This is a genomic window from Algibacter mikhailovii (genome assembly GCF_014651495.1).
Classification (GTDB): Bacteria; Bacteroidota; Bacteroidia; order Flavobacteriales; family Flavobacteriaceae; genus Algibacter_E; species Algibacter_E mikhailovii.
Map to the genome: position 1 here is coordinate 28712 of NZ_BMWZ01000006.1, position 25385 is coordinate 54096.

The 25385-nt window shown below is 34.9% G+C and carries 28 protein-coding genes; 11 read left to right on the plus strand and 17 right to left on the minus strand.

From position 1 onward, the window contains the following. Positions 1-359: 359 nt before the first annotated feature. The gene (locus IE051_RS13035) at positions 360-959 is read left to right on the plus strand and encodes a YceI family protein (protein WP_189361381.1); all 600 of its coding nucleotides are present in this window, start codon (positions 360-362) and stop codon (positions 957-959) included. 125 nt (positions 960-1084) lie between these two features. Here IE051_RS13035 and IE051_RS13040 read toward each other — a convergent pair whose 3' ends face one another. From IE051_RS13040 to IE051_RS13050, 3 genes are read right to left on the minus strand one after another with little or no spacing between them, the layout of a single operon-like run. Then, the gene (locus tag IE051_RS13040; RefSeq protein ID WP_189361383.1) at positions 1085-1642 is read right to left on the minus strand and encodes an NUDIX hydrolase; all 558 of its coding nucleotides are present in this window, start codon (positions 1640-1642) and stop codon (positions 1085-1087) included. 1 nt (position 1643) lies between these two features. Next, on the minus strand, positions 1644-2798 hold the full coding sequence (locus IE051_RS13045) for an aminotransferase class V-fold PLP-dependent enzyme (RefSeq protein WP_189361385.1): 1155 nt from the start codon (positions 2796-2798) through the stop codon (positions 1644-1646). Between the two features lie 44 nt (positions 2799-2842). Next, the gene (locus tag IE051_RS13050; RefSeq protein ID WP_189361387.1) at positions 2843-3931 is read right to left on the minus strand and encodes a M42 family metallopeptidase; all 1089 of its coding nucleotides are present in this window, start codon (positions 3929-3931) and stop codon (positions 2843-2845) included. A gap of 104 nt (positions 3932-4035) precedes the next feature. Between IE051_RS13050 and IE051_RS13055 the strand changes: the two genes are divergently transcribed. The 4 genes from IE051_RS13055 (at position 4036) to IE051_RS13070 (ending at position 6973) form a co-directional block, all read left to right on the plus strand. Then, a complete protein-coding gene (locus IE051_RS13055) occupies positions 4036-4713 on the plus strand; it encodes a DUF4294 domain-containing protein (RefSeq protein WP_189361389.1) in 678 nt (225 codons plus the stop codon). A gap of 1 nt (position 4714) precedes the next feature. Beyond that, positions 4715-5341 carry a PAQR family membrane homeostasis protein TrhA gene (gene trhA, locus IE051_RS13060; protein ID WP_189361391.1) on the plus strand — a complete coding sequence of 209 codons (627 nt, stop codon included), beginning with the start codon at positions 4715-4717 and terminating at the stop codon, positions 5339-5341. Between the two features lie 28 nt (positions 5342-5369). Beyond that, positions 5370-5861, plus strand: a complete 492-nt coding sequence (locus IE051_RS13065; RefSeq protein WP_189361392.1) for a GNAT family N-acetyltransferase — start codon at positions 5370-5372, stop codon at positions 5859-5861. A gap of 83 nt (positions 5862-5944) precedes the next feature. Further along, positions 5945-6973 carry an SMP-30/gluconolactonase/LRE family protein gene (locus tag IE051_RS13070; RefSeq protein ID WP_189361394.1) on the plus strand — a complete coding sequence of 343 codons (1029 nt, stop codon included), beginning with the start codon at positions 5945-5947 and terminating at the stop codon, positions 6971-6973. 4 nt (positions 6974-6977) lie between these two features. Here the strand turns inward: IE051_RS13070 and IE051_RS13075 are convergent, their stop codons facing one another. The 3 genes from IE051_RS13075 to IE051_RS13085 form a co-directional block, all read right to left on the minus strand. After that, on the minus strand, positions 6978-7406 hold the full coding sequence (locus IE051_RS13075; protein ID WP_189361396.1) for a DUF4268 domain-containing protein: 429 nt from the start codon (positions 7404-7406) through the stop codon (positions 6978-6980). Positions 7407-7477: 71 nt separating this feature from the next. After that, positions 7478-8152 carry a ZIP family metal transporter gene (locus tag IE051_RS13080; RefSeq protein WP_189361398.1) on the minus strand — a complete coding sequence of 225 codons (675 nt, stop codon included), beginning with the start codon at positions 8150-8152 and terminating at the stop codon, positions 7478-7480. Between the two features lie 98 nt (positions 8153-8250). Continuing rightward, positions 8251-8982 carry a class I SAM-dependent methyltransferase gene (locus tag IE051_RS13085; protein ID WP_189361399.1) on the minus strand — a complete coding sequence of 244 codons (732 nt, stop codon included), beginning with the start codon at positions 8980-8982 and terminating at the stop codon, positions 8251-8253. A 187-nt stretch (positions 8983-9169) separates the two neighbouring features. On the opposite strand from IE051_RS13085, the gene IE051_RS13090 reads away from it, so the two are divergent. Beyond that, the gene (locus tag IE051_RS13090; RefSeq protein WP_189361401.1) at positions 9170-10327 is read left to right on the plus strand and encodes a THUMP domain-containing class I SAM-dependent RNA methyltransferase; all 1158 of its coding nucleotides are present in this window, start codon (positions 9170-9172) and stop codon (positions 10325-10327) included. Positions 10328-10434: 107 nt separating this feature from the next. Here IE051_RS13090 and IE051_RS13095 read toward each other — a convergent pair whose 3' ends face one another. The 3 genes from IE051_RS13095 to IE051_RS13105 form a co-directional block, all read right to left on the minus strand. Next, entirely contained in the window at positions 10435-11475 is a 1041-nt protein-coding gene (locus IE051_RS13095; RefSeq protein WP_189361403.1) for a hypothetical protein, read from the minus strand. 567 nt (positions 11476-12042) lie between these two features. Next, on the minus strand, positions 12043-13143 hold the full coding sequence (locus IE051_RS13100) for a nickel-binding protein (RefSeq protein WP_189361405.1): 1101 nt from the start codon (positions 13141-13143) through the stop codon (positions 12043-12045). A gap of 42 nt (positions 13144-13185) precedes the next feature. Next, a complete protein-coding gene (locus IE051_RS13105; protein WP_229796808.1) occupies positions 13186-13560 on the minus strand; it encodes a DUF4242 domain-containing protein in 375 nt (124 codons plus the stop codon). A 558-nt stretch (positions 13561-14118) separates the two neighbouring features. Between IE051_RS13105 and IE051_RS13110 the strand changes: the two genes are divergently transcribed. Further along, positions 14119-14604 carry an OsmC family protein gene (locus IE051_RS13110; protein WP_189361407.1) on the plus strand — a complete coding sequence of 162 codons (486 nt, stop codon included), beginning with the start codon at positions 14119-14121 and terminating at the stop codon, positions 14602-14604. Here the strand turns inward: IE051_RS13110 and IE051_RS13115 are convergent. From IE051_RS13115 to rlmD, 6 genes are all read right to left on the minus strand, one after another. Further along, complete coding sequence (locus IE051_RS13115; protein ID WP_189361408.1) at positions 14540-15793, minus strand: acyltransferase family protein; 1254 nt, start codon at positions 15791-15793, stop codon at positions 14540-14542. The genes IE051_RS13110 and IE051_RS13115 overlap by 65 nt on opposite strands. A gap of 617 nt (positions 15794-16410) precedes the next feature. Continuing rightward, positions 16411-17559: an NAD-dependent epimerase/dehydratase family protein gene (locus IE051_RS13120; protein WP_189361410.1), complete on the minus strand. Its 1149-nt coding sequence runs from the start codon at positions 17557-17559 to the stop codon at positions 16411-16413. Positions 17560-17623: 64 nt separating this feature from the next. Continuing rightward, a complete protein-coding gene (locus IE051_RS13125; protein ID WP_189361412.1) occupies positions 17624-18508 on the minus strand; it encodes a dienelactone hydrolase family protein in 885 nt (294 codons plus the stop codon). Between the two features lie 285 nt (positions 18509-18793). Next, positions 18794-19501, minus strand: coding sequence for a DUF6048 family protein (locus tag IE051_RS13130; RefSeq protein WP_229796809.1), 708 nt, complete (start codon positions 19499-19501; stop codon positions 18794-18796). Beyond that, a complete protein-coding gene (locus IE051_RS13135; protein ID WP_189361416.1) occupies positions 19488-20039 on the minus strand; it encodes a DUF6452 family protein in 552 nt (183 codons plus the stop codon). The genes IE051_RS13130 and IE051_RS13135 overlap by 14 nt, the downstream gene beginning before the upstream one ends. A gap of 18 nt (positions 20040-20057) precedes the next feature. Continuing rightward, positions 20058-21473, minus strand: coding sequence for a 23S rRNA (uracil(1939)-C(5))-methyltransferase RlmD (gene rlmD, locus IE051_RS13140; RefSeq protein ID WP_189361417.1), 1416 nt, complete (start codon positions 21471-21473; stop codon positions 20058-20060). A gap of 119 nt (positions 21474-21592) precedes the next feature. Between rlmD and IE051_RS13145 the strand changes: the two genes are divergently transcribed. From IE051_RS13145 to rocD, 4 genes are all read left to right on the plus strand, one after another. Continuing rightward, positions 21593-22084: a hypothetical protein gene (locus IE051_RS13145; RefSeq protein WP_189361419.1), complete on the plus strand. Its 492-nt coding sequence runs from the start codon at positions 21593-21595 to the stop codon at positions 22082-22084. After that, positions 22081-22617, plus strand: coding sequence for an RNA polymerase sigma factor (locus IE051_RS13150; protein WP_189361420.1), 537 nt, complete (start codon positions 22081-22083; stop codon positions 22615-22617). The genes IE051_RS13145 and IE051_RS13150 overlap by 4 nt, the downstream gene beginning before the upstream one ends. Before the next feature lie 36 nt (positions 22618-22653). Further along, positions 22654-23040 (plus strand): DUF6768 family protein, encoded by a 387-nt coding sequence (locus IE051_RS13155; RefSeq protein WP_189361421.1) that lies wholly within the window; start codon positions 22654-22656, stop codon positions 23038-23040. A gap of 214 nt (positions 23041-23254) precedes the next feature. After that, positions 23255-24535 (plus strand): ornithine--oxo-acid transaminase, encoded by a 1281-nt coding sequence (rocD, locus tag IE051_RS13160; protein ID WP_189361422.1) that lies wholly within the window; start codon positions 23255-23257, stop codon positions 24533-24535. Between the two features lie 72 nt (positions 24536-24607). Here the strand turns inward: rocD and IE051_RS13165 are convergent, their stop codons facing one another. Together IE051_RS13165 and IE051_RS13170 are read right to left on the minus strand one after the other, a co-directional pair. Then, complete coding sequence (locus IE051_RS13165; protein ID WP_189361423.1) at positions 24608-24940, minus strand: CCC motif membrane protein; 333 nt, start codon at positions 24938-24940, stop codon at positions 24608-24610. A 10-nt stretch (positions 24941-24950) separates the two neighbouring features. Next, on the minus strand, positions 24951-25232 hold the full coding sequence (locus tag IE051_RS13170) for a DUF2752 domain-containing protein (RefSeq protein ID WP_189361424.1): 282 nt from the start codon (positions 25230-25232) through the stop codon (positions 24951-24953). Positions 25233-25385 lie beyond the last annotated feature (153 nt).

Sequence of the window (25385 nt, forward strand, 5' to 3'; positions counted from 1 at the left end):
ATCATCGGGTATTACATTATTTGGAATGCCTTGACTCCACAATAATTTACAAACAAGTAGTTGGGGTATTGGCTGTCTTGGTATTTCTTTAACTTCCAAAAATGTATATTCAAGTCGCATAAGGTTTCTTTAATTGGTCCAATTAATTGTGCTGTCTATGCCATTGTATTTTGATGTAGATCTCCATCTTAGTTAGCCAAATTCATAGTACTTAATTCAGTGTAAAATTACGAATATGATAATTTGAGGCTTAAAAAAACTTGTATTTTACGAAAAATATAATTTAAACATGATATTTATCATTTTTCATCAATATCATATAGTGGATATTTGTTGCATAAATTTAACCGTATAATGTCATGAATACACAAAAAAAAAGTTTCGGAAAATTAATTATCTGTATTGCTGTAATGGGTTTTGTATTTAACTGGTCACAAGCACAAATCATGCAACTGGAAAACAAAAACTCTTCAATGACTGTTTTTGGTTCCTCTAACGTTCATGGTTGGAAAGTTGAGGCAGAAAAACAGAATGGTGCCATTAAATTTGCTAATTTAGATTCTTGTGAAATTGAGCATTTATCTCTAGCTGTATTTACAGAAAGTTTGAAAGGGGTAAAGCCTGCTATTACTTCTGCGGTCTCGCAATCTTTAAAAGCAGATCAGTATAAATCCATTTTATTTACCTTATCTGAAGTAAGTCAAGTTGTTGATAAGGGCAACGGCCTTTTTGAATTACAGACCATTGGTGATTTGGTTATTGCTGGCACAAAAAGAGAAATCCCATTAAATTTTAATGTAACTGTAGTTGGGTCGCAAGTTAAACTTGAAGGCATGACACAATTGAAAATGTCTGACTTTAATATAACACCTCCAGAGGGGCTGCTAGGTACAGTTCAGGCCAAAGACGAAATTTTCTTGAAATTTGACTCCATATTTATGCAGTCAAGTTTCATATAATCATAGCCATATGAATATATTTTGAGCCTCAATGCAAAAGGTTTTAAAAGAAACTTATGCATTGAGGTTCTTTTTTTTAAGTAGTACGGCAGATTTCATAGTCATTAGGGAAATAGTTAATCTTATCAAGAGGTTACACTGTTTTTTATGCTTTTTAAGACAATCTGATAATAGGCTTTATTCGAAGGCACAAAATGATTCCCATTATTATTAATGTTTTTGATTAAGGATTCAAATTCATCAAAGGAGACTAGTTTTAAAGCTTCTACCTCTTCTTCTTGCGGTATTAATGTTTGAAGCGGAACTTTTAATTCACAGATGAAGGTATTGTGAAATTCATTGTCAATGATTCCATAATCGTAAGATTGAAAGCATTTAAAAACGCCTATCTTAATTAAATCGTGTTGGGTGATTTGCAAGCCAATTTCTTCTTGTGTTTCTCTAATACCACCTTGCTCTGGTGTCTCACCTGCATCAATATGACCAGCAACTGAAACATCCCATAATAGCGGGCAGATTGCTTTTTTAGCCGAACGTTGAGACAGCAATACTTCACCTTTTTTAGTATAAAACCAAATATGTGTGGTATGGTGGTAATAGCCTTTTTTATGAATGATGGATTTTAGTTCTGTTTTACCCAAAAGGTTACCCTGGTTATCGGCTAGGTCAATTAATTCATCCATATTATCTTAAAACGTTTTGTATTGCACTTAAAAGTATATCAAAATCTTTTTGGGCATTGAATAGGTGGCAAGAAATTCTGATGTATTGCCCTCTAAAAGAGACAAAAATGTTCTTCTGTTTAAATTCTTGTTTCAGTTTATCCAAATCAATATGATTGGGTAATTTAATACCAAATAAATGCTTTGCCCGATAATCATCCGCTTCAATAAGGCAGCCCAATGCGCGTAGAGGTTGTATGACATGCTTTGAAATACTATGGCAATATTCTTGGATGTTTTTAGGATTCCATTGAAGTATTTGACGGATAGAATCCGTTAACATGGGAATTGCAATAAAATTGCCGTTTTCACCTACATTATATCGGTTTGCCAGCGGTTTGTATTGCGACTCATATTGAGTAAGTCCTGCAAAGTTTTCACTATTTAGTCTGTTTGACCAATTTTCTTCAATGGGCACCCCATTGTCAAAATAGGGGCCGTAATAAGCTAACCCAAAGGAGTAAGGACCTAATAACCATTTATAGCCCGCACAGATTAAAGCATCAGGTTTTATCTCATTGACCGAAAATGGTATAGCACCAATAGATTGTGAGCCATCTATAATAAGCAGTGATTCCACCAATTTTGTTTTTTGACTAATGGCTTTCAAATTGAATATGGTGCCATCAGCCCAATGGATGTTACCCATAGTAACTACTGCTGTTTTTTCAGTGATTAGATTTAGAATTTGTGCATTCCAAACTTTGCCACATGCTATCGGGTCGGTAGGCTTTTCAACCACTTTAATAACCGCATCATATTGCGCAGCAAGTTGTTGCCAAGCATAAATATTGCTAGGGAACTGATCTTCAATCACGAGTATTTCATCGCTAGATTTTAATGTAATATTATTGACCACGGTGGCTATGCCATACGAAACTGAAGGAATAGCGGCAATGCGTTGGGCTTCTTGGGTATCAATAAGTTCGGCGTATAATTTTTTTAGTTCCTGTAGCGGACTAAAGAAATCAGTGCCTTGGATTTTATATGGCTGACTCTTTTGATCTATAGCCGTTTTACCCACGGCATTCGTGCTCTGAAGTAGCGGTGACATATTTGCTGCGTTCAAATACGTTACATCATCTGGAATATCAAATAAGTGCTTTTTACTGGTCATAGGTTATTAAAAAAATATTCCCGCCGAAGCGGGAATTATAAAGTTTATTTAAAGTAACTAAATGTTTCTCCGTCTTCAATATTTAGAAGCGTTTCATAAATCAGTTTGATGACATTTTCAACATCCTCTCTATGCACCATTTCAACCGTGGTATGCATATAGCGTAAGGGTAAAGAAATTAATGCTGAAGCCACACCGCCGTTGCTATAAGCAAAGGCATCAGTATCTGTTCCTGTTGCTCTAGACAAGGCCGAACGCTGAAAAGGAATCTCTTTGGCTTCTGCCGTTTCTGTGATTAAATCGCGCAATTTTTGCTGCACAGCAGGGGCATAAGCCACTACAGGACCTTTACCCATTTCTAAACTGCCTTCTTTTTTCTGCTCAATCATTGGGGTAGTGGTGTCGTGGGTCACATCTGTGATTATAGCCACATTTGGCTTAATGGTATGCGTAATCATTTCAGCACCACGTAAGCCTATTTCTTCCTGAACGGCATTGGTAATATATAAACCAAAAGGTAACTCCTTTTTATTCTCTTTTAGCAGTCTGGCTACTTCGGCAATCATAAAACCACCCATGCGATTATCAATGGCGCGGCACACAAATTTATCTTCGTTTAAAATATGAAACTCATCCGGGTAGGTGATTACACAACCTACATGTACGCCTAATTTTTCTACTTCTTCCTTGTTAGCACATCCAACGTCAATAAAGATATTGTCTGGTTTTGGGGCTTCTTCTTTAGCTCTATTTCTTGTGTGAATTGCAGGCCACCCAAAAACACCTTTTACAAAGCCGTTCTTGGTGTGAATATTAACCACTTTACTCGGGGCAATTTGATGGTCACTCCCGCCATTTCTAATCACATAAATTAAACCTTTATCTGAAATATAATTAACATACCATGAAATTTCATCTGCATGCCCTTCAATCACCACTTTGTATTTAGCCTTTGGGTTTATCACCCCAACGGCCGAACCATAGGTGTCTGTGATAAACTCATCAACATAAGGTTTCAAGTAGTCCATCCATAATTTTTGCCCTTCCCATTCATACCCCGTTGGAGCGGCATTATTTAAATATTTTTCTAAAAAGTCCATTGACTTTTTGTTAAGAATGCTCTGTTTTGCCATTTATTTAAGTTTTGCACTAAAATAATAATATAAATAGAAATCAACATGCTTAAACACTTGTAAATTCTTAATTTTGGCACGTTATATGCTCCAGTCTTTTAAAGATGAAATTTTTAATTTACATACTCATTTTTTTTCCTGTTTTACTCTTTTCACAAGTCTATGAAATTGAGCAAGATACTACGTCCATTGAATATTTAATTATTGAAGGTGATTCTATCCCCCGGAGGTCTATAGATTTGGATGAGGTTATGTTGCTGCATAAGTTGGAATTTGGTAATCGGGAAGAGCGTATTCGGTATTTGATTCTAAGACGAAAAACATTAAAGGTATATCCTTATGCTAAAATGGCGGCGGAGCGCTTAGACTCTATGAATACGCATTTAAAAACCTTGAAAAGGAACCGGCAAAAAAAGCGGTATACCAAAAAAATACAAAAGTATGTTGAGGGTGAGTTTTCGGCAGAGTTGAAGAAATTAACCCGTACCGAAGGTCAGATTTTGGTTAAACTTATTCATAGACAAACCGGTGAAACGGCTTTTGATTTGGTTAAAGAATTACGTAGCGGATGGCGTGCCTTTTGGTATAATACTACAGCCAGCATGTTTGATATTTCCCTGAAACGGGAGTTTGACCCTATAAACGTTAAAGAGGATTATTTGATTGAAGACATTCTACAGCGCAGTTTTCAAGCTGGCCGATTAGAACGTCAGAAGCCAAAAGTAGAATTTGATTTTTATGATTTGACGGATAAGTGGATTCATCAAAAAACTCCAGAATAACATGCGTCTGCAAACGGCCTTTGAAGAAAAACTAAATGCCTATACGCATGGTATTGGTGCTTTATTTGGTATTGTTGCCTTGGTTTTATTAGTCATTAACAATTCAGATAAAACACCGTATAGTCTATTTAGTGTTATTGTTTATGGGCTTTCTATTATTCTCTTATTTACGGCATCAACCCTCTATCATGCAGCACAAAGTGACGCTCTTAAACATCACTTTAGGGTTTTAGATCATATTAGTATTTATATTTTAATTGCCGGAACATACACGCCTGTGACTTTAATAGCTTTAGATCAAAGCCATGGTTGGGCTCTATGCTATGCCGTCTGGGGCATTGCTGCTTTTGGTGTGGTTTTGAAACTCTTTTTTACGGGTAGGTTTGAAATTTTTTCAACCCTCTTGTATTTAGTTATGGGGTGGCTTATCGTTTTTGATTTTTCGAATTTATCTGATGCCATTGGGAGTAATGGTGTATTATTTTTATTTGCAGGCGGTTTGGCTTATACTGTCGGTATTATATTTTATGCCATTGAAAAAATACCTTATAACCATGTGATTTGGCATATGTTTGTATTAGCAGGGGCTATATGTCATTTCTTTATGGTATATTTTTACGTTATTTAAGTGCTATAAATTAGTTTCTTTTTAGTTTATGATACAGATTCTTCCGGCGACAACCATAGAGCATTTTGAAACCATTTCCGGTTTGGCACATACTATTTGGCATGAACACTACATAAAGATTATTAGTGTAGCGCAAATAGCGTATATGCTCGAAAAATTTAATTCGGTATCTCATATGACTGCTCGCGCTAAAGACGGGACCCTATATTTTTATTTGACAGATCATGATGTTCCTGTGGGCTACGTTGGTATTGATTGTCATAAGGACCATCTTTATATTAGTAAACTTTATGTTTTAAAGGAAAGTAGAGGCAAGGGCATCGCCAAAAAGGTCATTCAGCATACGGTGGCATTGGCAAAAGATCAAGGGGTATCTCTAGTTAGACTTCATGTGAATAAATACAATGCGAATTCCATTACGTTTTATAAAAAAATGGGATTTGAAATTACCGATTCTGTTATTGAAGACATTGGTCAAGGGTTTGTTATGGATGACTATCTTATGGCAAAGCGCATTTAAGATAAGATTGCACAATGATAGGATAAGTTCTTGGTAGTCTAGGGGTTTTTTATGTAGTAGTTTTGATGTATAAAACGCTCAACATGAACCTGTGCTATAAGTTTAAGTCTTCCATTTTTTTTATCCTTTTAGTGATTTTAGCTATTAAGGCTATAGAGGCCCAGCAGCCTGCAAAACTTTTTGCTGTTTTACCGTCGTATTGTCCAACGCCAGATGCCTTTGCCATTGCACCAGATGGTCGTTTGATTTTATCATGCCCTAATTTTGCTGATAATAATCAGTTGGGGGTTTTAGTCCGAATTGCAGAAAATGGTGCTATTACAAAATTTGCAGATGTCCCTGTTCTGGAAGAAAGTGGGAAGGCACAGCCTATGGGTATTGCATTTGACGAGCATGGCGTATTATATGTTTGCGACAATCAATCTAAAGGACGATTACTCAGCATGACTTTTGATAATGATTCCTTAGTTAAAACCGAAGTTGTAGCTTATAATTTTAAGTCTATAAATGGCATTCGTTATCATGAAGGCGCACTGTATGTCACACAAACCTCTCTACCAAAATTTAATACCAAAGGGGTTAGCAGTGGCGTATATCGTTTTAATAGTTCAGATCGAAATATCAAAATGAATAATGATGCCACGGATGCCAATCTCATTTACTCTGAAGAAACCAAAAATCCGGATAGGCAAGTTGGTATTGATGGTCTGGTATTTGATCAAGACGGGCATTTAATTATTGGGAATTTAGGTGATGCCCGATTAACTAAACTCTTTTTATCGAAAGATGGCAGCGTTATAAAAACAGAGCTATATGCTCAATTGCCTTTAAATTCAGCTCCGGACGGAATACATACCGATAATGATGGTAATATCTATGTCGCAGGTTTTGCACAAAACCAGATTTTTAAAATTGACCAAAACAAAGAAGTCCAGCTGTTGGCTGAATATCCAGACAATAATGGGGCCAATGGTGAATTAGATCAGCCAGCAGATCTTATTGTTTACAATGGAAAATTGGTTATTTCTAATTTTGATTTAATGGTTACAAAGGGTATGAAAAACAGTACACACAGTAAACCATATACACTTTCATATATAGATTTGAAGTAGCTATCTAACTTTCAATAATCTCCTTGTATTCCTCAAAAAAGGCCTCAAACAAGCTCATGTTGGTGTTGAAGAACTCCATAACATCACGCCATGTGTTTTTGTTATGTATGGATACCTTTTGTTCTAAAGGCATATATATCCGAGATATTTCTTTATGATTATCCAGAAAAAATTCTTCTTTATAAATAGCTTCAGGAAGGTACTCCTCTAAAAGTATAGATTTTAGTGCCATCAGTTTTTCCCAATATTTAATGCGGTTTTCAAGGTTATCTTCTAAATCTAAAGCCACTAGCGCCTTTTTATTATCAAAATGGAATTTAAAGGATAGGCCTTTCAGTTTTGTGTCATACAGTATCCATTTTCTAGGAAATGATTTCCCGAAGCTCGTCCAAAACTCTTGTCTTAATAATCTAGATTCTTCTTTTGAAAACATGTTACTGACTTTTTGTTATGTCACTCTTCGCGCCGATTGCTGAAGCATACACCATTATCATGAGCGGCCATTTAAATGAAATAAGCTATACCAACCCCAAGAATAATTGAAATAAATTTTGATAAATTAAACTTATGACCCTCACCACTTTCAAATAAAATGGTTGTTGAAATGTGAAAAAAGATACCAATAACAATGGCATTAATACTATGGGCAAAATGAGCGCCCAAGTTTGCCGTGTTAGAAATGTAGGTTCCTAAAGGGGTCATAATGGCAAAAATGGTTAAAAATGAATAGATCTGTATCTGACTGAATTTCGATTGAAATAAAAACATGCTTATTAAGGCCGCAATAGGCACTTTATGCACTAATACCCCGTAGACCATATCATTATGCTGGTGTATAGGGAATCCTTCAAGAAAACTATGAATACATAAACTAATAAATAACATCCAAGGGAATGCATTTTCATTTTTATGAATATGAACATGTCCATGTTCCGCACCTTTTGAGAATAACTCCAAAACAATTTGCAGTAAAATACCGCACATAATGAAAAGTCCGGTAAGTTTGGTGTCTAAGTGACTATATACCTCAGGTAGGAGTTCAAAAAGGGTGAGTGCTAATAAAAAAGCGCCACTAAAAGATAGTAGGAGCTTGGTGTTCCAAGTTTTTTTATTCTTGGATAATTTTGCAATAATAACACCAAAAATAACAGCGTATATGGGAAAAAGAAATTTATTCATTCAAAAACACTATTCAATTGTAAACCATTTATTATAACCTGCTTTAAAACTTGATTGCAATGGCATGATGCCTAAGAATCACGCCATTCTTGTGCCTATTATTTAAAAACCATAACCAGGCGTTCAGAGGTTTTTGGGTTAAACTTACGCAATTTATAATCACCAAAAACATCCAATAAATAGACCCCAGCCTGTTCAAAAAGCTGTTCAAAATCAGCTAAGGTAAATCCACGTACACGCTCTTGATAATGATACAATTTATCATTAGTCGTAAAAGTAATATCTTTTATAATATATCCGTCTTCTACATAGCGTTTTAAATGAAACTCAATAGCATCAACGGTTTTAATTTCTTCAGGGACCAAATTATCAATGACAAACTCAGAATTCATAAAATCAATAACGCCAAAACCAAAGGCATTAAGTTCAGCTTTAATAGCCTTAATGGTTTTTAAATTATCGCCATCATCTTCAAAATACCCAAAACTGGTAAATAAATTAAAGACCGCATCATATTGCTTGTGATAGGGTTGGCACATATTATGCACATCAAAGTGCAAGCGGTGGTTTTCAAATTGTTTGGCGAAGGCAATGCTGTTTTCGCTTAAATCAACACCGGTAACATCATAGCCTATTTTATTGAGGTAGCGCGCATGCCGTCCTTTTCCACAAGCCAAATCTAAAATAGTACCATGCTCGGGGATGTTTAAATAATCGGTTAAGGTTTCCATAAAGGCATGGGCCTCAGTATCGTCTCTGTCTTTATATAAAATATGGTAAAATGGCGTGTCAAACCATGAGGTAAACCACGTGTTAGTATCGTTAATCATAAACTTATTTTGGGTTACCCCGGTGTAACGTTCTAGGGGTCCACTTGATGTATACCCCCTGTCTTTTAATTGGCTAAAGGCTATCCCAGATAATCCTTAACCCTAATTATCAATAAAAATTACGTTTGCCGCAAAATTACATTATTTTTGCAATCTATTGGAGGTAAAAACCAATCAGACGAAAAAAATGGCAGAAAATTTCAACATGGTTGCTAAAACCTTATTTGGCTTTGAAGATTTATTGGAAAAGGAACTCACACAGTTAGGTGCGCTCTATGTGAAAAAAGGGGTTCGAAATGTCGCTTTTTCAGGAGATAAGGGGTTTATGTATAAAGCCAATTTGGCCTTACGTACTGCCGTTAAAATATTAAAACCCATCCATGCTTTTAATGTGAATAACGAGCAAGATTTATACAATAAAATCTATGCTATGGATTGGTCGCAATACTTAAAACCTACCGGGTCTTTGGCTATTGATGCCACCATCCATTCTGATTTGTTTTCGCATTCGCTATTTATTGCTCAGAAATCTAAAGATGCTATAGTTGATAAATTTAGAGATACTACCGGACAACGGCCTAATGTAGATCTTAAATTCCCAGACCTTAAAATTAATGTGCATATTGACAGACGAAAATGTACCATTTCCTTAGATTCCTCTGGAGACTCCCTGCATAAACGTGGGTATAAAACGGCCACAAACATTGCGCCTATAAACGAAGTGCTCGCCGCAGGACTTATTATGCTTTCCGGTTGGGATGGGCAAACCGATTTTATGGACCCCATGTGTGGTTCGGGTACTATGCTTATTGAAGCCGCCATGATTGCCTGTAATATTCCGCCTAACCTCATGCGTAAGGAATTTGCCTTTGAACGTTGGCAAGATTGGGATGTTGATTTGTTTGAAAAAATTGAAGAATCACTGTTGAGTAAAACGAGAGATTTTCACCATAAAATTATTGGCTATGACAAGGCGCCTAGTGCGGTTGCAAAAGCTAAAGAGAATGTGAAAAATGCCCAATTGGAAGACTTTATTGAAGTAAAGCACGAGGATTTCTTTAAAACCCAAAAAGGTGGTGATGAAAAATTACATATGGTATTTAACCCACCCTATGGGGAGCGTTTAAATATAGATATGGAAGCCTTTTATGCCAATATTGGCGATACCTTAAAACAGAACTACCCAGGAACCGATGCTTGGTTTATCACCTCAAACCTAGACGCCTTAAAATACGTAGGATTACGCCCTTCAAGAAAAATACAGTTGTATAATGCGAAACTGGAATCAAGATTAGTGAAGTATGTGATGTATGAAGGCAGTAAGAAAGGCAAGTATATGAAATAACCAATACCTGCGCAGGCAGGACCTTATTAATTTAGTTTCAAAGCTGTAGACTTCTTTCTTACTGTTGACACCACCAGTTACAAACTGGCTGCAGCGGGTGACGTCTTTTATTTTCTAATCGATGTAAGTATGCATTTTTCTACGCCCTTTAATTCATCCCAATTAGAGCCATCAATAAAAGTAATTTCACTGTTTTCGCTATTGTATTCCATAATACCTGAAAAATCTCTTGTAAACATAAATGAGGCATTGTTACCGCTTGATTCATCATAAAACGGTTTAGAGGTGCGACTAAGTATACCCGTGTCAGTATCAGGCAATAGCTTTTTATACTCACCATTTGTTATATTCAAAATGAATGGTTCGGCACTATTCCCAAGTAAAGGTAAATCTGGGTTTGGATTGATTCCAGTAGTACCTAATGAGTAACAAAATATGAGATTGTTCAAGGGGTTGCTAGTAAGTTTTGTTATTGTATTTTTAAGATTAAAGTTTAAACTTTTGTACGTTTTATCTTTTAGATCAATTTCTATTAGATCTTCAAATTGATAATTACTAGGTTTTACTGAAGACGCAAATAATTTTGAATTCAACAAAGTGGTGGAAATAATATATTTTTGTCCTAAATTTATTTCGAGATTGGTTACTTTTAAGCTAAGAGGATCAATTTGTATCACATGAGAAATACTTTCAGGGTATCCTCCATTACTCGCTACTATACCAATAAGGCTTTCACTATTTTCGTCCCAGTCCAATGTAGTAAGCACAGGGAAATCACCAAAAGATGGATTAGATAAATCAAGCACAGTTTTTGTGCTAAGATTTGTGTTTCGGTTATATACTATTATAGATGAATCCCCTGCAGTAAATTCGCGGTCAATGATATAAATGCTGCTCTTAGTCGTAACCACCGCATTATAAATAACACTAAAACTTGAACTTATTCCATCAATTGAGCCGTAAGTTGAAATAGTAGCTGTATTGTTTCCTATTTCAAAAAGAGTTCCATCCCAACGCATTACTAAATAAGAACTATCGTCAACGATTTCTGAATTATCATCAGCAATGTTATCATTAGAATTTGAGCAATTATAAATTAATGATGAAAAAATCAAATTAAAAATGAATAGGTTTACAACTTTTTTCATTTAGCGAGAATATTAGGTTAAGTTTCTAATCTGGTAAAGTTAGAATATTCCTATCAAAAAGCAATAAGTAGTTATGCCTGATTATAAACATTTACTAACACGGTGAGGTACTGAGCATTCTTAATTTGTAATGTATGAAATTAGTAAGAAGGGGAAGTATATGAATAAGGATTAGTTCCTGCGAACGCAGGAATCTTATGTATTATAGTTCTTATTTTGATACAGATACCAAGCTAAATCAAACCACGTTGTGATTCCGAACACATGTGAGGGATCTCATTATCTTTTTTGAGTTTTTTTATGTGATTTCTCCTTTTGTTGAAATGCCAGTAGAGTTCAAAGTAGAATCACGTTTGGTAAAACATGTGATGTATGAAGGGAGTAAGAAAGGCAAGTATATCAGGTAGGTTGTGTTGGATTTACCTGTATTGACTGTGTTTCATTTATTAATGGTACGGCAGTAGCACGCAGTCATAGTTTGAATTGAGCAAAAAGGCTTAAGATTTCGATTAAGACATTCAGTCGTAATGAGCCAGAATTTTTATGAGTTGCTCTCTATTTCTATATTTAAACCAATTGTAGCTTAATATAATTAGAAGGTAAAATTCCATAAACTTCCTGAAAGCATTTGGAAAAATATGCAGGACTACTAAATCCGGTTTGATAGGCGATTTGAGAAATATTTGATTCTTGTTTGTCTAACAATTCAATGGCCTTGTTTAATCTGTAATTTTTTAGAAAACTATTCGGAGACATACCAATTACTGATATCATAGTTCTATATAATTTCGATTTACTAAATCCAAGGTTTTTATGGAAATCACCAACATTAATATTTGAAAATGACCATACTTTTTCTGTGTACTCCATCAAGTGCTCTATAAATTTTTCATCTTGTGTATTTACCGCATTAAATTCCTGCTTATTACCTAGAGAAATTTGTCGATTTTCACTTTCATATAAATCCTTAACTTCCTTCGAAAGCGCAACTTTGTCATTAGCGATATAAGCTAAATAGTTAGCTTTTTTTATAGTGTCTTCGAATATGTTTTTTTTATCTGTAACAGGAACACCGGCACTAATGCCAATTTGAAATTGTAAATCTGGAGTAATTACACAGTTATAAATTTCTTGAATTTCATGTGCGCTTTTGATGGCATTTGTGACTGAATCGAAAGACGTCAAATAGATATTTGCTTTTTCTTTAACAATGCGTCCTTTTTGTTTGCTAATGATATTGGTAATAGATTTATGATATCCACGTATTGCAGCACTCAACGTTTTAAATCCTTTTTTTCGTAAACTTTTCTTCTTAATAATTATGACCATTAAAGTTTTAAAAGCTGGATCGTTTATGATATTAAGTTTTGTGTTTTGTGATTTTTTTGGGTCTTCAATTCTGCCTAAAAATGATTCTACAATCTTATCGTTTACTTCAATAATTCGTTGAGGAACAGCGCCATGTGCTTTTTGATGTAAATCTACAATGGCTTGTTCATTTGGCGCTTCTATTAAACAAAATGCAGTTTGTCGACGTTCATCACACCAATAAGTTAATCCCCGACAATTATATTTATGTTCAATTTTTAGATCTGCCTGATGCATTTCTGCAACATGTGCTGCGGTTACACCATCAGGCAAATCGTGAAAGTCCATAAAAATTGGCATAATTGTATTTTTAAGTAAGATACTAATTTTAAAAAAAAGATTTTATTGTTCAGCTGTTACAGGGCTAATGATAGTTGCAACTTCGTTTACAGAATTTGCAGGAAATCCCCCTTTTTTTGCATGCTCATCAATTGTTTCTTTATTCTCTGCTTTGTATACGCAATACACTTTATCTCCTGTAACATAGCTATGTTGCCATGAAATTCTTGGCCCCATTTCTTTTAAAACTGTGCATGATGTTTGAGATATTGCTTTTAGTTGCTCTGGTGTTAAGTTTCCAGCTCCAGGAATAATACGTTCAATTACATAGGTTTTCATGCTGTCATTGTTTTTAATTGCTGATTGATTTTTTTGTTGTGCTTGTGTATAATGCATTGTAAACACAATTAGAACTAAAATTATTTGGATTGTTTTCATTATAAATGTTTTAAATATGAATAATTCAAAACTAATGCAGTTAATAATCAATCCATTATGCTTTTGGTCCAAAAAACTACAATTTTGGTTCAAGTACTTCTCAGCTTGTCATTGTCTTTAGAGGTATACGTAGGCTTCAATGGCCTGAAATAATGAATAGAACAGCTAGGTTTTTCTTGACAAAACAACCTTAGGTAGTTTTGCGAAATTATTAACCATTGCAGTGTGTGTTGCGCAAGAAACCATATGCTGTCTTAATCTTTGACGCTAAATGCCGTTTTGTAGTTTGTTTGGCGACTTACTACAGGTTTATTAGTTTGATTACTTATTATAAAGCTATTCGTCCCCTTAGGCCAATTACAAAGGTATTATCTAAATTGGGAGCAAGTCTGGATTTTTAAAATATTACCAACTTTAATGCGATACATCTGTTGCTTTGATTGCTAACAAACAACAATAAGCGACGTTAGAATTGGCGTATCCAAAGATGAATGCTTAATTATTAACATGTACTATGTTTTATTCGCCATTCCGTATCTTTCTCAAAAAAATAATCCTATGGCATTTCAGCACATTTTTAAAGCCAAAGTAAACTGGCAATTAGGTACTCATGAAACCACCCAAAATCCTAAAGATTTTAGCAGAAATCATGTCGTGACTATACCTAATAAAAAAGCACCTTTAGAGGTATCAGCGGCAAAACCATTTCGAGGTGACGACACCCTATATAATCCAGAAGATTTGTTGTTATCTGCTCTGGCTTCTTGCCATATGATGTCTTATCTATATGTTTGTGCACAACACCATATTGCTGTATTAAACTATGAGGATCATGCCGAGGCTATTTTAGATGTGGACGGGTCGGGGAGTGGTCGGTTCAAAAAAGTAACTTTACATCCTGAAGTTATGATACAGGATGCTACAAAAAAAGAACTTGCTAAATCACTTCATGCAAAAGCTAATGCCTTATGTTTTATTGCTAATTCTTGTAATTTTCCTGTGGAACATCGGCCAGAAATCTATATTCAGAATGCGCCACATTAATCTGTGGGGTCCTAGTAGGACTGGGCTTAATATCTTTAATACGCCTCGTGTAAGATCGGCCATTTAAAAATTTACCAATTAATGTAGCTCTAACCAAATAATGATAGGTTACAAAACAGATAATAGTGGTGCCGCTCATAACTAATAAAAACTTAAAAAAGGCAGGTATGTCAACTTCATAATGGGACATTGGTAAAAATGCTGTTAAAGGCAAGTGCAATAGATACACCCAATATGACGAATCTGATACATAACGCATGAGAGCCGAATGTTTGCTAGCATATCTTATAAAAAGACCTGTAAAACCAAAAGTGAATAGCCAGACGTTCACAGATTTAATGGCCATTTTTACTTCTAGTGCTAAAGCCGTATCATCCATTAAAAAATAGGTGGTGAACAACACGATTGCTAAAATGGTAAATAGCCAATCGTACTTTAAAAAGGTGTTTAAATAGGCTTTTGATTTAAATAATATCCAACCAAAGAAATAGAAAAACGCATAAAAAATATAGGTATTAAAATCTGGCACAAAACTTAATGATGTGGCTACCCAATACCTATTCATAGCAAGCAGTAACAAGAATGTTATGACAGAATACACCATAACTTTTAAGATAGGTTTTTGAATAATGTAATTGAACATCTGACTTATTTTACGCGATGTTTTTGGGAGCTTTGTAAATAATAATCCAAGAACATAAGATGTTAAAGAAAAGAATACCAGATAGTATAGAAACCATAAATGCATGGTATGTTGTGGTATAAATGCAGCTATGTTAGTGTATTTAGCCAAGGTGGCTTCATAGGCATTTAGATGGCCTGAAAACACTAAATTAGAATAGGTAAAAGCCATTGTAACCAATGGCCACATGATGATTAGAAACACAATAAAAGGAAACAGTATACGGTTAATTCTATTTTTTATCATTTTGGAATAGGACCGTTCATAAAACAAAAGCGATGCAAAGAAACCTGCAATAACAAAGAAAATAGGCATTCTAAAGGCATGAACAATGCTAGAGATATAATCTAATGTGATACTGGTACTATCAGGGTCTTTTAATGGCCAACTTGCTCCGTAATCTGCAACAACATAAGTGTTTGCCGAGTGCAAGACAATACCCAGTATCATCATAATGGCTCTAAGAGAATCTAGCGCATGTAAACGCTCTGTTTTATTAGTAGTCATTGTTTGGTTGGTATGTGGTTGTTAGTTAGTAAGATACGAAATTATCTTTTGTGGTTGAAATAACATGATTCAGTAGCACCTAATTATCTGGTTGTTTTGCCTTCATAACAAAGACATGGAGGAACAAACTCTATGGAAATCTCTAAGATTAGAGTTCGGTATTTAAAGCATAAATAAAGCGCAACATATGGCTTCAGACCTTACTTGTATAATGATGTTTGGGTATTTAAGGTATAAGGGGAGTAGTAGGTTAAATACTCCATTATTTTGTAATACTTAAAGGAGCTATTCTGGACAACTATTTTTAAGGATTTGATGCTAAAACCGAATAAAATTTTCCAAGTCGCTTATGGCAGTACGTTCATTAATGCCGTGAAATGTTTTAATATTTTTCGTATTAATTGTAATGGTTGTAAATCGGTAAATATTCTTGAAAATTAAGCATTACGTTTAGAGGGAAGCCCCTAAGGTGATTTTAATGCAATTCTGTATGCATACGCCTAGCTTCACGTCTGATTATAAGATAGACCCATAACTTTGATTTTGTTAGGACACTATTCAGGTAATAACGGATCAGAATAGTTTAAATAATAGAAATAGGATAATCAATAACTTATTTACTTTAGATTTGATTTTTTCCATTTTGCTATTATTTCTTTTTCTCTTGGCATTAAAGCCCGTTCACTGGTTAAAATGTTATCTCGCCTTTCCGCTGCAACGGCGCTCGAGTACCACCATAGCTTTGTGGCTTCTACAGTTTCAGATAATGTTCTAAATTGTAGACCAGATTGCACTGCTTTTTTTATATCTATTCTTGACATGCCGGCGTATTCAGGTAATTGTATCACCCAAGGTTGAATGGCAAAAATGTTATTGTCTCTTAAAAAGTCAATATCATCTATTTGAATGTAATTAATAGGCGAATTAAAGTTAGCATGGATGCCATATACAAAAGCATTAGTAGTCATTTCAAAGTTAGGGCCAGCACCATTAAATGTACCAGAAGCCTTGTTCTCGGCTAAGCGTATCATCCATTCTGCCAAATCTCTAACATCAATATACTGTATAACTTCATCGCTTTTTCCGGGTATAATAAAATCACCACCTTTTTCAAGTCTTGCTATCCAATATGGAAATCTATCTGTAGGGTCACCAGGCCCTACAATGAGATGTGGCCGTACAATGATGGACCTATCAGATCCGAAAATATTAATAGCGGCCAGTTCAGAATTTGCTTTCATTACCCCATACGCATACGTTGGCTTTTCTTCATCAGTAGCATCTTCTGGTATTTCTGTAACCACCGCTCTATCTTCTGAAAAGTCATTACCTGTATATGGGTAATATACACTAACTGAAGAGGTATACATATAGTAACCAACATTATTGACTAAAAGTTTTGCAGTGTCCTCGGTCCATTTCGTTTTTCTTCCAGAATTATCTATAACTACATCCCATGTTCTGTTTTTTAGAGCCTCTAAATTATCTTCTCGATATCCTATGAGATGCTCAACTTTTTGGAAGTGCTCTGTATGTATTTTAGGGGTGGTTTTACCTCTTGAGAAAATGGATACTTCATGCCCTCTCTCTAGGGCATATGCAATTTGATGGGGGCCTAAGAAACTAGTGCCACCAAGAATAAGGATTTTTAAAGTTTCAGAGGTATTATAAAAATTTACAAAACTATGAATAGGATTGGTATTTATAATTGGAGCCAAGCCTAAAATCATCCCATTCTTTATAAAATTTCGTCTGCTATTATCCATAGGATTATTGTCTAGATTTACAATATTGAAAATGTATTAATTAAAGTATTCAATTACTTTAGTTTTACAATGCTTTCTTGAAAAACGAAATAGTACGTTCCCAGGCTAGAGTAGCGGCTTTTTCATCGTATCTAGGAGTTGTGTTATTGTGAAAGCCATGATTAACATCAGGATAAATATGTGCGGTATGAGGAATGTTATTTGCTTTTAAAACGACTTCATAATCTGGCCATCCTGCATTAACTCGGGTATCTAAACCTGCAAATTGCAGTAATAATGGCGCCTTAATTTTAGCTGCATCTTCGTCAGAGGGTTGTCCGCCATAGAACGGAACCGCTGCCGATAAGTTTGGTACTTTTACCGCCATCATATTGGCAATCCAGCCGCCAAAACAAAAACCTACCACGCCTATTTTGCCATTGCAGTTTTCGTGATTTAATAAATAGTCATATGCCGCAATAAAATCTTCTAGCATTTCATTACGGTCCCTTTTCTTTTGCATCGCCCTGCCATCATCATCATTTCCTGGGTAACCTCCTAGTGGCGTTAAGGCATCCGGTGCCAATGAAATAAAACCATCAAGGGCTGTACGCCTGCCAACATCTTCAATATATGGGTTTAATCCTCGATTTTCATGAACCACAATCACGCCAGGTAATTTTCCTTTAGTTTTGTCTGGCATGGATAGTAAACCTTTAATGGCTCCCCCGCCTTTAGGTGAATTATAGGTGATATAATCTGAATTTAGTCGGGCATCATCTGGTTTTACTAGGAGGTTATCTATATAATTGGGTGAAATAAAGCTAAGTAATGAAGAGACGGTAAGTCCGCCAACCGCATAAAGGGATAGTTTTTCTATAAACAGGCGTCTGCCTATTTTGTTATGGGCGTAGTCATCATACAAATCAAAAACGTCTTGGTTGATGTCTTCTTTTTTTATTTTATTCATAATCTTCTAGTTTTAAGTCTCAATTACTAAATATAAATAAAATATTATTAACGTTTTTAGTTTTGGAAAAGTTGTTCAACGGGATGATACTATATACCCGAAAGTGCTAGTCAAAGAAGCTTCGCTTTGTGTTTAAGGATCCCTGCTTTATGGAGCCCCTGTTTTATAATGCTAAGTACGACATTTTGTAGCAGGCTTGTATTGTACTTCAATAGGAAGGCAAGTTAACTTGAAATTTTTTAAACAAGATTTTGTGAATTATAAGAAAGACAAGGTATGTTTATGTTAGTCTTTCTTGTATAGCGGAATTCTATACGATAGGGTGTAACTGTAACCCACGCCAATAGGGCTATTGTCATAGTTTTTATGATATCCCGGTATATAGACATTTCCAAAATTATCTGGTTTAGTCTCCGTGGCTAATATTTTCAGCTGTACATTCAATCCCATGTATAGGTTTTTGAATAGTTCAGCTTTTATCCCGAGTAGTATTTCTGCCCAGAAAGCAGATAAGCCACTAACCTCTATTTTGTCTGTAGAAGTTAGCTGTGGGGACCAATATTGATTGGTGGTATATATTGTAGCACTATTTAAATCCTGTGAAAATGTGCTTCCGCCAAAACGAAATCCGGCAAAAATCATATTGTCCATATCCAGCCAGTTTTCATACATGTTATAGTCAACACCTGCTTTTAAATAGCTCCCGGAGCTAGTGATATCCATGTAATTCGTGATGGTGTTCTTTTCTTCAACACCAATTTCTGCAGCGATGTAAAGTTTTTTTGTGAGTCTAAAATCTCCAATAATTTCAAATCCGGTATAATCATCATCTAAGAATGACCGTCCTAATTTTCCAATATCTGCTCCTAAACGGAGTCCGAATTTTTGTTGGATTTTTGTAGAGTCATGCACGGTTTCTGGTATACTATCATTTTGAGCACTCAGTGTTGCACAAAACCATAGCATACAAAATATACTACTAATGCGTAACATTAAAGTGTGTTTCAAATTCATTTTCTACAGATTGATTGTCATTTATGGGTTGTCTGGACTTTAACCAGTTGTCATCATCAGGCTCAATGGTTAAAGTGACGTTTTTATAGATGGTTTTATAGCCACAAGCACGAGAAACATAAACAAGTTCCCTGCTGTAATTTATGGTTATAGTATCACGGTTACCATTAGGTGGCGTTGTTTCATCTATATATTCATATTCCTTAATGAGAACAAATTGGGTGGTATTCTCGTCCGTTTTTAAAGGAAGCAAGGCCTCATCAAAATTGGATAAGCCATCATAAGCAATTTCATTGCCATCTAAATCTAAGCCGTCAAGATAAGTCGCATTACCCACACCTTCAATTCTGAAGTCAAAAACACTCTTTTTATTATCAGAGTTACTGGCATCATAGAAGTCAATGATCAGTCGAGGCGTTGTAGATGTGGTTGACGGACAAATATCATCAGGCTCGCAGGCTAGTGATAATCCAACTAGAATTAAAATAGGAATTATAATAAATTTAAAATATTTCATTCTTAAACTAAAGGGCAATTATCGAAGTTCCAAAAGTACAACATTTTCTACATGAAAAGTTTGAGGAAACATATCTACTGCTTGGGTTTTAATTACTTTATATTGCGCATCCATTAAGGCTAAGTCTCTGGCTTGTGTGGCACTGTTACAACTCACATAGACCACGCGCTTTGGTTTGATATTTAATATTTGTTCAACCACATCTTTATGCATGCCATCTCTTGGTGGGTCGGTAATAATCACATCAGGTTTGCCATGCGTTGCAATAAACTCAGCATTGAACACATGCTTCATGTCACCTACAAAGAAGTCAACGTTAGTAATGTTATTTAATTGTGCGTTTTCTTTGGCGGCACTAATGGCATCAGGTACAGATTCAACACCAATCACTTTATGAGCTTCTTTAGATACAAATTGAGCAATGGTTCCGGTCCCCGTATATAAATCAAATACCAATTCATTACCAGTTAACCCTGCAAAATCACGTGTTATTTTATACAGTTCGTAAGCTTGTTTAGAATTAGTTTGATAAAATGATTTGGCGTTAATTTTAAATTTAAGCCCTTCCATTTCTTCAAAAATATGATCTTCACCTTTGTAGCAAATCACGTCTTGATCATATATGGTATCATTAGCTTTACCATTAATAACATATTGTAACGAGGTGATTTGAGGAAAGGTTTCAGCAATAAAATCTAATAATAGTTCACGCTTAGCTTTATCTTCTTTAAAGAACTGAATCATAACCATAATATCTCCTGTTGTGGAGGTACGAATCATCATGGTACGCAATAAGCCGGTTTGATTTCTAGTATTAAAAAAAGCCAATCCGTTTTCAATAGCAAAAGCTTTAACGGCGTTTCTAATAGCATTTGAGGGATCAGCTTGCAGATGACATGTTTTTACATCAAGTATTTTGTCCCACATGCCTGGAATATGAAAACCTAAAGCATTTTTATCTCCAAGGTCCTCATCCGATTGAATTTCTTCAAGGGTTAACCATCTGCTATCACTAAAAGAAAACTCCATCTTATTTCTATAAAAGTATTGCGCTTTGGATCCAAGGATTGGAGTGACCTCAGGCAGTTCTATATGACCAATGCGGGTTAAGTTATTGGTAACCTCCTTTTGTTTATAAAACAATTGATGTTCATAGCCCATATCTTGCCATTTACAACCACCACAGGTTCCAAAATGTTCGCAAGCAGGCGTGGTGCGTTTATCAGATCGTTTATGAAAAACAGTGGCTTTACCTTCATAATAGGCCTTGCGTTTTTTGAAGGTTTGCACATCTACTATATCACCTGGTACGGCATTAGGTAAAAAAATCACCTTGCCATCAGGCGCTTTTGCAATGGTTTTACCTTTTGCTCCAGCATCTATGACTTCTACGTTTTCAAAAACTTGTTTTCTCTGTTTGCTTCTTCTAGACATGCTGCAAAAATAATAATAGCAATACATAAATATGGCTTTATTTCTATTAACTTTAAAGGAATTTAAAATTATTTAAAAATAAATGAACCTTTTTAAATTTTGGTTGTCTATAGTGTAGAATGCAAGTTGTAAATATCCATAAACGAGTTATTAATCAGCCTAAAGCAAGGGTTTCTAGTCTAATGAAAACTTTGGCGACTAAGGAAGATAAAGTGTGGCCAAAAGATAGGTGGCCAGCCATAAAGTTTAAAACAGGGTTAAAAATAGGTGAGGAAGGCGGACATGGTATGATTAGGTATTCAATTAAGGGGTATGAGGAAGGCGAGTATATGAGTTTCGAATTCTTAGAACCCGAAGGATTTAATGGTGATCATAGGTTTGAAATTATTGCATTAAATGAGGAGGCTACCGAAGTTAGGCATAGCATTCTCATGAAAACGGAAGGTTTTTTAGCTACTTTTAAATGGATATTTGTTATTAGATGGCTGCATGATGCCTTAATTGAAAATGCTTTTGACACTATAGAAAATAATTTTTTAGAGACTAAAAAATTTACAACATGGTGTTACTGGGTGCGTTTATGGCGATTTTTACTAAAACCAAGTAAGTGAAAAAACAAAAGGATATAGATGGTGTTTTAGTAAAGCAAATTCAGTCAGGAAAGAAGGATGCGCTTGCCTTATTAGTTAAACGATGGCATAAAACATTTTGTGAAAAAGCATTCTGGTTGGTTAAAGATGCAGATGTAGCTAAAGATATTGCTCAAGATGCTTGGAGTGTGATTATTAATAAAATTGACGGTTTAAAAAAGCCAGAAAGTTTTGGGAGTTGGGCGTTACGTATTGTGTATACCAAGTCTTTAGATTGGATTAAAGCGAATAAAAAATTAAAAAATAACCTTGATGATTATAATTTCAAAAATACCGTTATTACTGAAGATGAAAACAGCAATACGGCAATAAAGTTAAGATTACTGAAAGCACTAAAAACGTTACCACCACATCAGCAAATGGTTATTCGCTTGTTTTATACTCAGGAGTACTCATTAAAAGAAATTAGCGTAATGCTCAATATATCGGTAGGTACTGCGAAATCAAGATTATTCCATGCTAGAGAACGACTAAAACAGCTTTTGAAAACATAGAAATACATAATACTATAAATTAAAAAATAAAAAGACATGAAAACACATAATGAAGATATTGATAAATTAATAAAGGAAACGTTAACTGAAGAAGAAGCTAAATTTTATGATGATTTGGAGGAACAAAATGTGCTCCAGATGGTGTGGGGTTTATTTAAAGGGAAAAACAAGTGGATCATGTACCTTATGAATATTATGACCCTTGTGTTTTTTGGACTGTTTATTTATTGTTTGGTGCAGTTTTTTAATTCTGAAATCACTTTTGATTTAATTAAGTGGGCTACTGGAAGTCTTGTTTTTCTGATTGGTGTAAGTATGCTAAAAATATTTGCTTGGATGCAAATGGATAAAAACGCATTATTAAGAGAAATAAAACGTCTAGAACTGCAAGTGTCTTCACTCTCAGGAAGAATGTCTGACTAAGGTTTTCGGGATTAACTAAAATTTTACTAATTTTGTCATTCCTAGGGATGATTTCTTTCCCACGCTGAATTTTCGACACTTTCGAAAGGATAAAGGTAGATAAGGAATAGTTATTTTACTCGTAAAGCGAGATTTAATTATTAATGTTTGCACTATATATGGTGTCAAACGGTGTCTTTTTATAAAGACATTAAACCTTAAATTATTTTTAAAAATGGCTGTTTTAGACCAATTAACTTCGCAACAAGCGATAGATTTAGAGAACAAGTATGGTGCACACAACTACCATCCCTTACCTGTAGTATTAAATAGGGGAGAAGGTGTGTATGTATGGGATGTTGAAGGTAAAAAGTATTATGACTTTCTATCGGCGTATTCTGCAGTTAATCAAGGGCATTGCCACCCAAAAATTGTTAATGCTATGGTGCAGCAAGCGCAAACATTAACATTAACCTCCAGAGCATTTCATAATGATGTGCTTGGTAAGTATGAAAAATTTGCTTGTGAATTTTTCGGATTTGATAAGCTTTTACCTATGAATACCGGAGCTGAAGCTGTAGAAACGGCTCTAAAGCTTTGCAGAAAATGGGCGTATGAGGTAAAGGGTATTGATGAAAATAATGCTGAAATTATTGTTTGTGAAAATAATTTCCACGGAAGAACGACAACCATTATTTCATTTTCAAATGATCCTATAGCTCGAAAAAACTTTGGACCTTATACCAAGGGGTTTATTAAGATTGAGTATGATAATTTAACCGCTTTAGAAGAGGCGTTAAAAAACAATCCTAATGTTGCAGGCTTTTTAGTCGAGCCTATTCAGGGTGAAGCAGGTGTTTATGTGCCAAGTGATGATTATTTAGTGAAAGCCAAAGCACTTTGTGAAGCACATAACGTTTTATTTATTGCAGATGAGGTTCAAACCGGTATTGCTAGAACCGGGCGTTTATTAGCAACCTGTGGAAATTGTTCTTGCGAAAATAAAAATTGTGATAATACGCCAGATGTTAAACCAGATGTTTTGATTTTAGGTAAAGCCATTAGTGGTGGTGTATATCCTGTTTCGGCTGTTTTAGCGAATGATGCCGTGATGCAAGTTATTAAACCAGGGAATCACGGGAGTACTTTTGGAGGAAACCCTGTTGCAGCTGCAGTGGCTATGGCAGCTTTAGAAGTGGTTCAAGATGAAAACTTGGCTGAAAATGCATTTACTTTAGGTGAATTATTTAGAAAGGAGTTAAATAAATATATTGAAACTAGCGGCATCGTAAAATTAGTAAGAGGAAAAGGCCTGCTTAATGCCATAGTCATAAATGATGACGAAGGGAGTAATAAGGCATGGGATATATGTTTGGCGTTGAAAGAGAATGGTTTGCTAGCAAAACCAACACATGGCAATATTATTCGGTTTGCGCCACCATTAGTTATGACCGAAGAACAATTATTAGATTGTGTATCAATTATAATCAAGACGCTAAAGTCATTTGAAGATTAAAGCGAAGCATACTATGGATAAATATAAAAAGCGACCAATGGTCGCTTTTTTTTATGTCTATAGTATATCGTTTTATACCTCAATCATATCTTGTAACCGTTCTTGTAGAAGTTCTTGATCTTGCAAGGTTTCCCATCCAACCAAACTTATCATGACAATAATGAAAATCATATAAAGTACGCCCAATATAATCCCGATAATTCCCAAAATTTTACCAGTCTTCACATTTTGATAGCCCGTATACTCTTCAGGATTTTCTGCATAAATTTTTGCTGCTTTATTCGCTAATACAATAGCAGTTATACCCAAAATGAGTCCAACAACACCATAGCAACAGCACATAGGGATTGATAATATACCTAAAACTAAAATTAGCGTTGAATTTGGGAGTTTTTGTTGTTCCATGTTATGGTTTTTAGTTGATTATAAAATTTTTAATAAAAAAACTTGTTACTATTATTACAGCATTAAGTATAGCCAAAATAGTAATTATTTTACTACCCCATTTGAAATTCTGAAAATAATTAATAAGTATTAATACGAATAAAACGGTTAAACTATATATGGCCGGATACATATGGAAAGCACCGACAAACTCACCTTCTAAAATTAGCGCTATAGAACGCTGAATCCCACAACCAAAGCATTCAAAGCCTAGTAGTTTTTTATTTAAACAGGGGAGCATGAATTCTTCCATAGATAGTAAAGCACAAACAATGAAGTAGCTAAAATACTAAAAGAAACTTAATATGATGGAGCTTTAGTAGTGCATGCAGTGATTTATTTTTATTGATAATTACGAAGAAAATTCTAAATTATTGGTGTAATTTGCGCTACCATAGATGTAATA

What these genes read in the sequence shown, in the direction of transcription:
- IE051_RS13155 (WP_189361421.1), top strand. Translation starts at nt 22,654, where the DNA reads ATGAAAACACATAATGAAGATATTGATAAATTAATAAAGGAAACGTTA.
- IE051_RS13070 (WP_189361394.1), top strand. Translation starts at nt 5,945, where the DNA reads ATGAACCTGTGCTATAAGTTTAAGTCTTCCATTTTTTTTATCCTTTTA.
- IE051_RS13125 (WP_189361412.1), bottom strand. Translation starts at nt 18,508, where the DNA reads ATGAATAAAATAAAAAAAGAAGACATCAACCAAGACGTTTTTGATTTG.
- IE051_RS13170 (WP_189361424.1), bottom strand. Translation starts at nt 25,232, where the DNA reads ATGGAAGAATTCATGCTCCCCTGTTTAAATAAAAAACTACTAGGCTTT.
- IE051_RS13135 (WP_189361416.1), bottom strand. Translation starts at nt 20,039, where the DNA reads ATGAAATATTTTAAATTTATTATAATTCCTATTTTAATTCTAGTTGGA.
- rlmD (WP_189361417.1), bottom strand. Translation starts at nt 21,473, where the DNA reads ATGTCTAGAAGAAGCAAACAGAGAAAACAAGTTTTTGAAAACGTAGAA.
- IE051_RS13085 (WP_189361399.1), bottom strand. Translation starts at nt 8,982, where the DNA reads ATGATTAACGATACTAACACGTGGTTTACCTCATGGTTTGACACGCCA.
- IE051_RS13145 (WP_189361419.1), top strand. Translation starts at nt 21,593, where the DNA reads ATGCAAGTTGTAAATATCCATAAACGAGTTATTAATCAGCCTAAAGCA.
- IE051_RS13120 (WP_189361410.1), bottom strand. Translation starts at nt 17,559, where the DNA reads ATGGATAATAGCAGACGAAATTTTATAAAGAATGGGATGATTTTAGGC.
- trhA (WP_189361391.1), top strand. Translation starts at nt 4,715, where the DNA reads ATGCGTCTGCAAACGGCCTTTGAAGAAAAACTAAATGCCTATACGCAT.
- IE051_RS13045 (WP_189361385.1), bottom strand. Translation starts at nt 2,798, where the DNA reads ATGACCAGTAAAAAGCACTTATTTGATATTCCAGATGATGTAACGTAT.
- IE051_RS13090 (WP_189361401.1), top strand. Translation starts at nt 9,170, where the DNA reads ATGGCAGAAAATTTCAACATGGTTGCTAAAACCTTATTTGGCTTTGAA.
- IE051_RS13130 (WP_229796809.1), bottom strand. Translation starts at nt 19,501, where the DNA reads ATGTTACGCATTAGTAGTATATTTTGTATGCTATGGTTTTGTGCAACA.
- IE051_RS13105 (WP_229796808.1), bottom strand. Translation starts at nt 13,560, where the DNA reads ATGAAAACAATCCAAATAATTTTAGTTCTAATTGTGTTTACAATGCAT.
- IE051_RS13050 (WP_189361387.1), bottom strand. Translation starts at nt 3,931, where the DNA reads ATGGCAAAACAGAGCATTCTTAACAAAAAGTCAATGGACTTTTTAGAA.
- IE051_RS13055 (WP_189361389.1), top strand. Translation starts at nt 4,036, where the DNA reads ATGAAATTTTTAATTTACATACTCATTTTTTTTCCTGTTTTACTCTTT.
- IE051_RS13115 (WP_189361408.1), bottom strand. Translation starts at nt 15,793, where the DNA reads ATGACTACTAATAAAACAGAGCGTTTACATGCGCTAGATTCTCTTAGA.
- rocD (WP_189361422.1), top strand. Translation starts at nt 23,255, where the DNA reads ATGGCTGTTTTAGACCAATTAACTTCGCAACAAGCGATAGATTTAGAG.
- IE051_RS13075 (WP_189361396.1), bottom strand. Translation starts at nt 7,406, where the DNA reads ATGTTTTCAAAAGAAGAATCTAGATTATTAAGACAAGAGTTTTGGACG.
- IE051_RS13110 (WP_189361407.1), top strand. Translation starts at nt 14,119, where the DNA reads ATGGCATTTCAGCACATTTTTAAAGCCAAAGTAAACTGGCAATTAGGT.
- IE051_RS13065 (WP_189361392.1), top strand. Translation starts at nt 5,370, where the DNA reads ATGATACAGATTCTTCCGGCGACAACCATAGAGCATTTTGAAACCATT.
- IE051_RS13080 (WP_189361398.1), bottom strand. Translation starts at nt 8,152, where the DNA reads ATGAATAAATTTCTTTTTCCCATATACGCTGTTATTTTTGGTGTTATT.
- IE051_RS13165 (WP_189361423.1), bottom strand. Translation starts at nt 24,940, where the DNA reads ATGGAACAACAAAAACTCCCAAATTCAACGCTAATTTTAGTTTTAGGT.
- IE051_RS13100 (WP_189361405.1), bottom strand. Translation starts at nt 13,143, where the DNA reads ATGCCAATTTTTATGGACTTTCACGATTTGCCTGATGGTGTAACCGCA.
- IE051_RS13095 (WP_189361403.1), bottom strand. Translation starts at nt 11,475, where the DNA reads ATGAAAAAAGTTGTAAACCTATTCATTTTTAATTTGATTTTTTCATCA.
- IE051_RS13040 (WP_189361383.1), bottom strand. Translation starts at nt 1,642, where the DNA reads ATGGATGAATTAATTGACCTAGCCGATAACCAGGGTAACCTTTTGGGT.
- IE051_RS13035 (WP_189361381.1), top strand. Translation starts at nt 360, where the DNA reads ATGAATACACAAAAAAAAAGTTTCGGAAAATTAATTATCTGTATTGCT.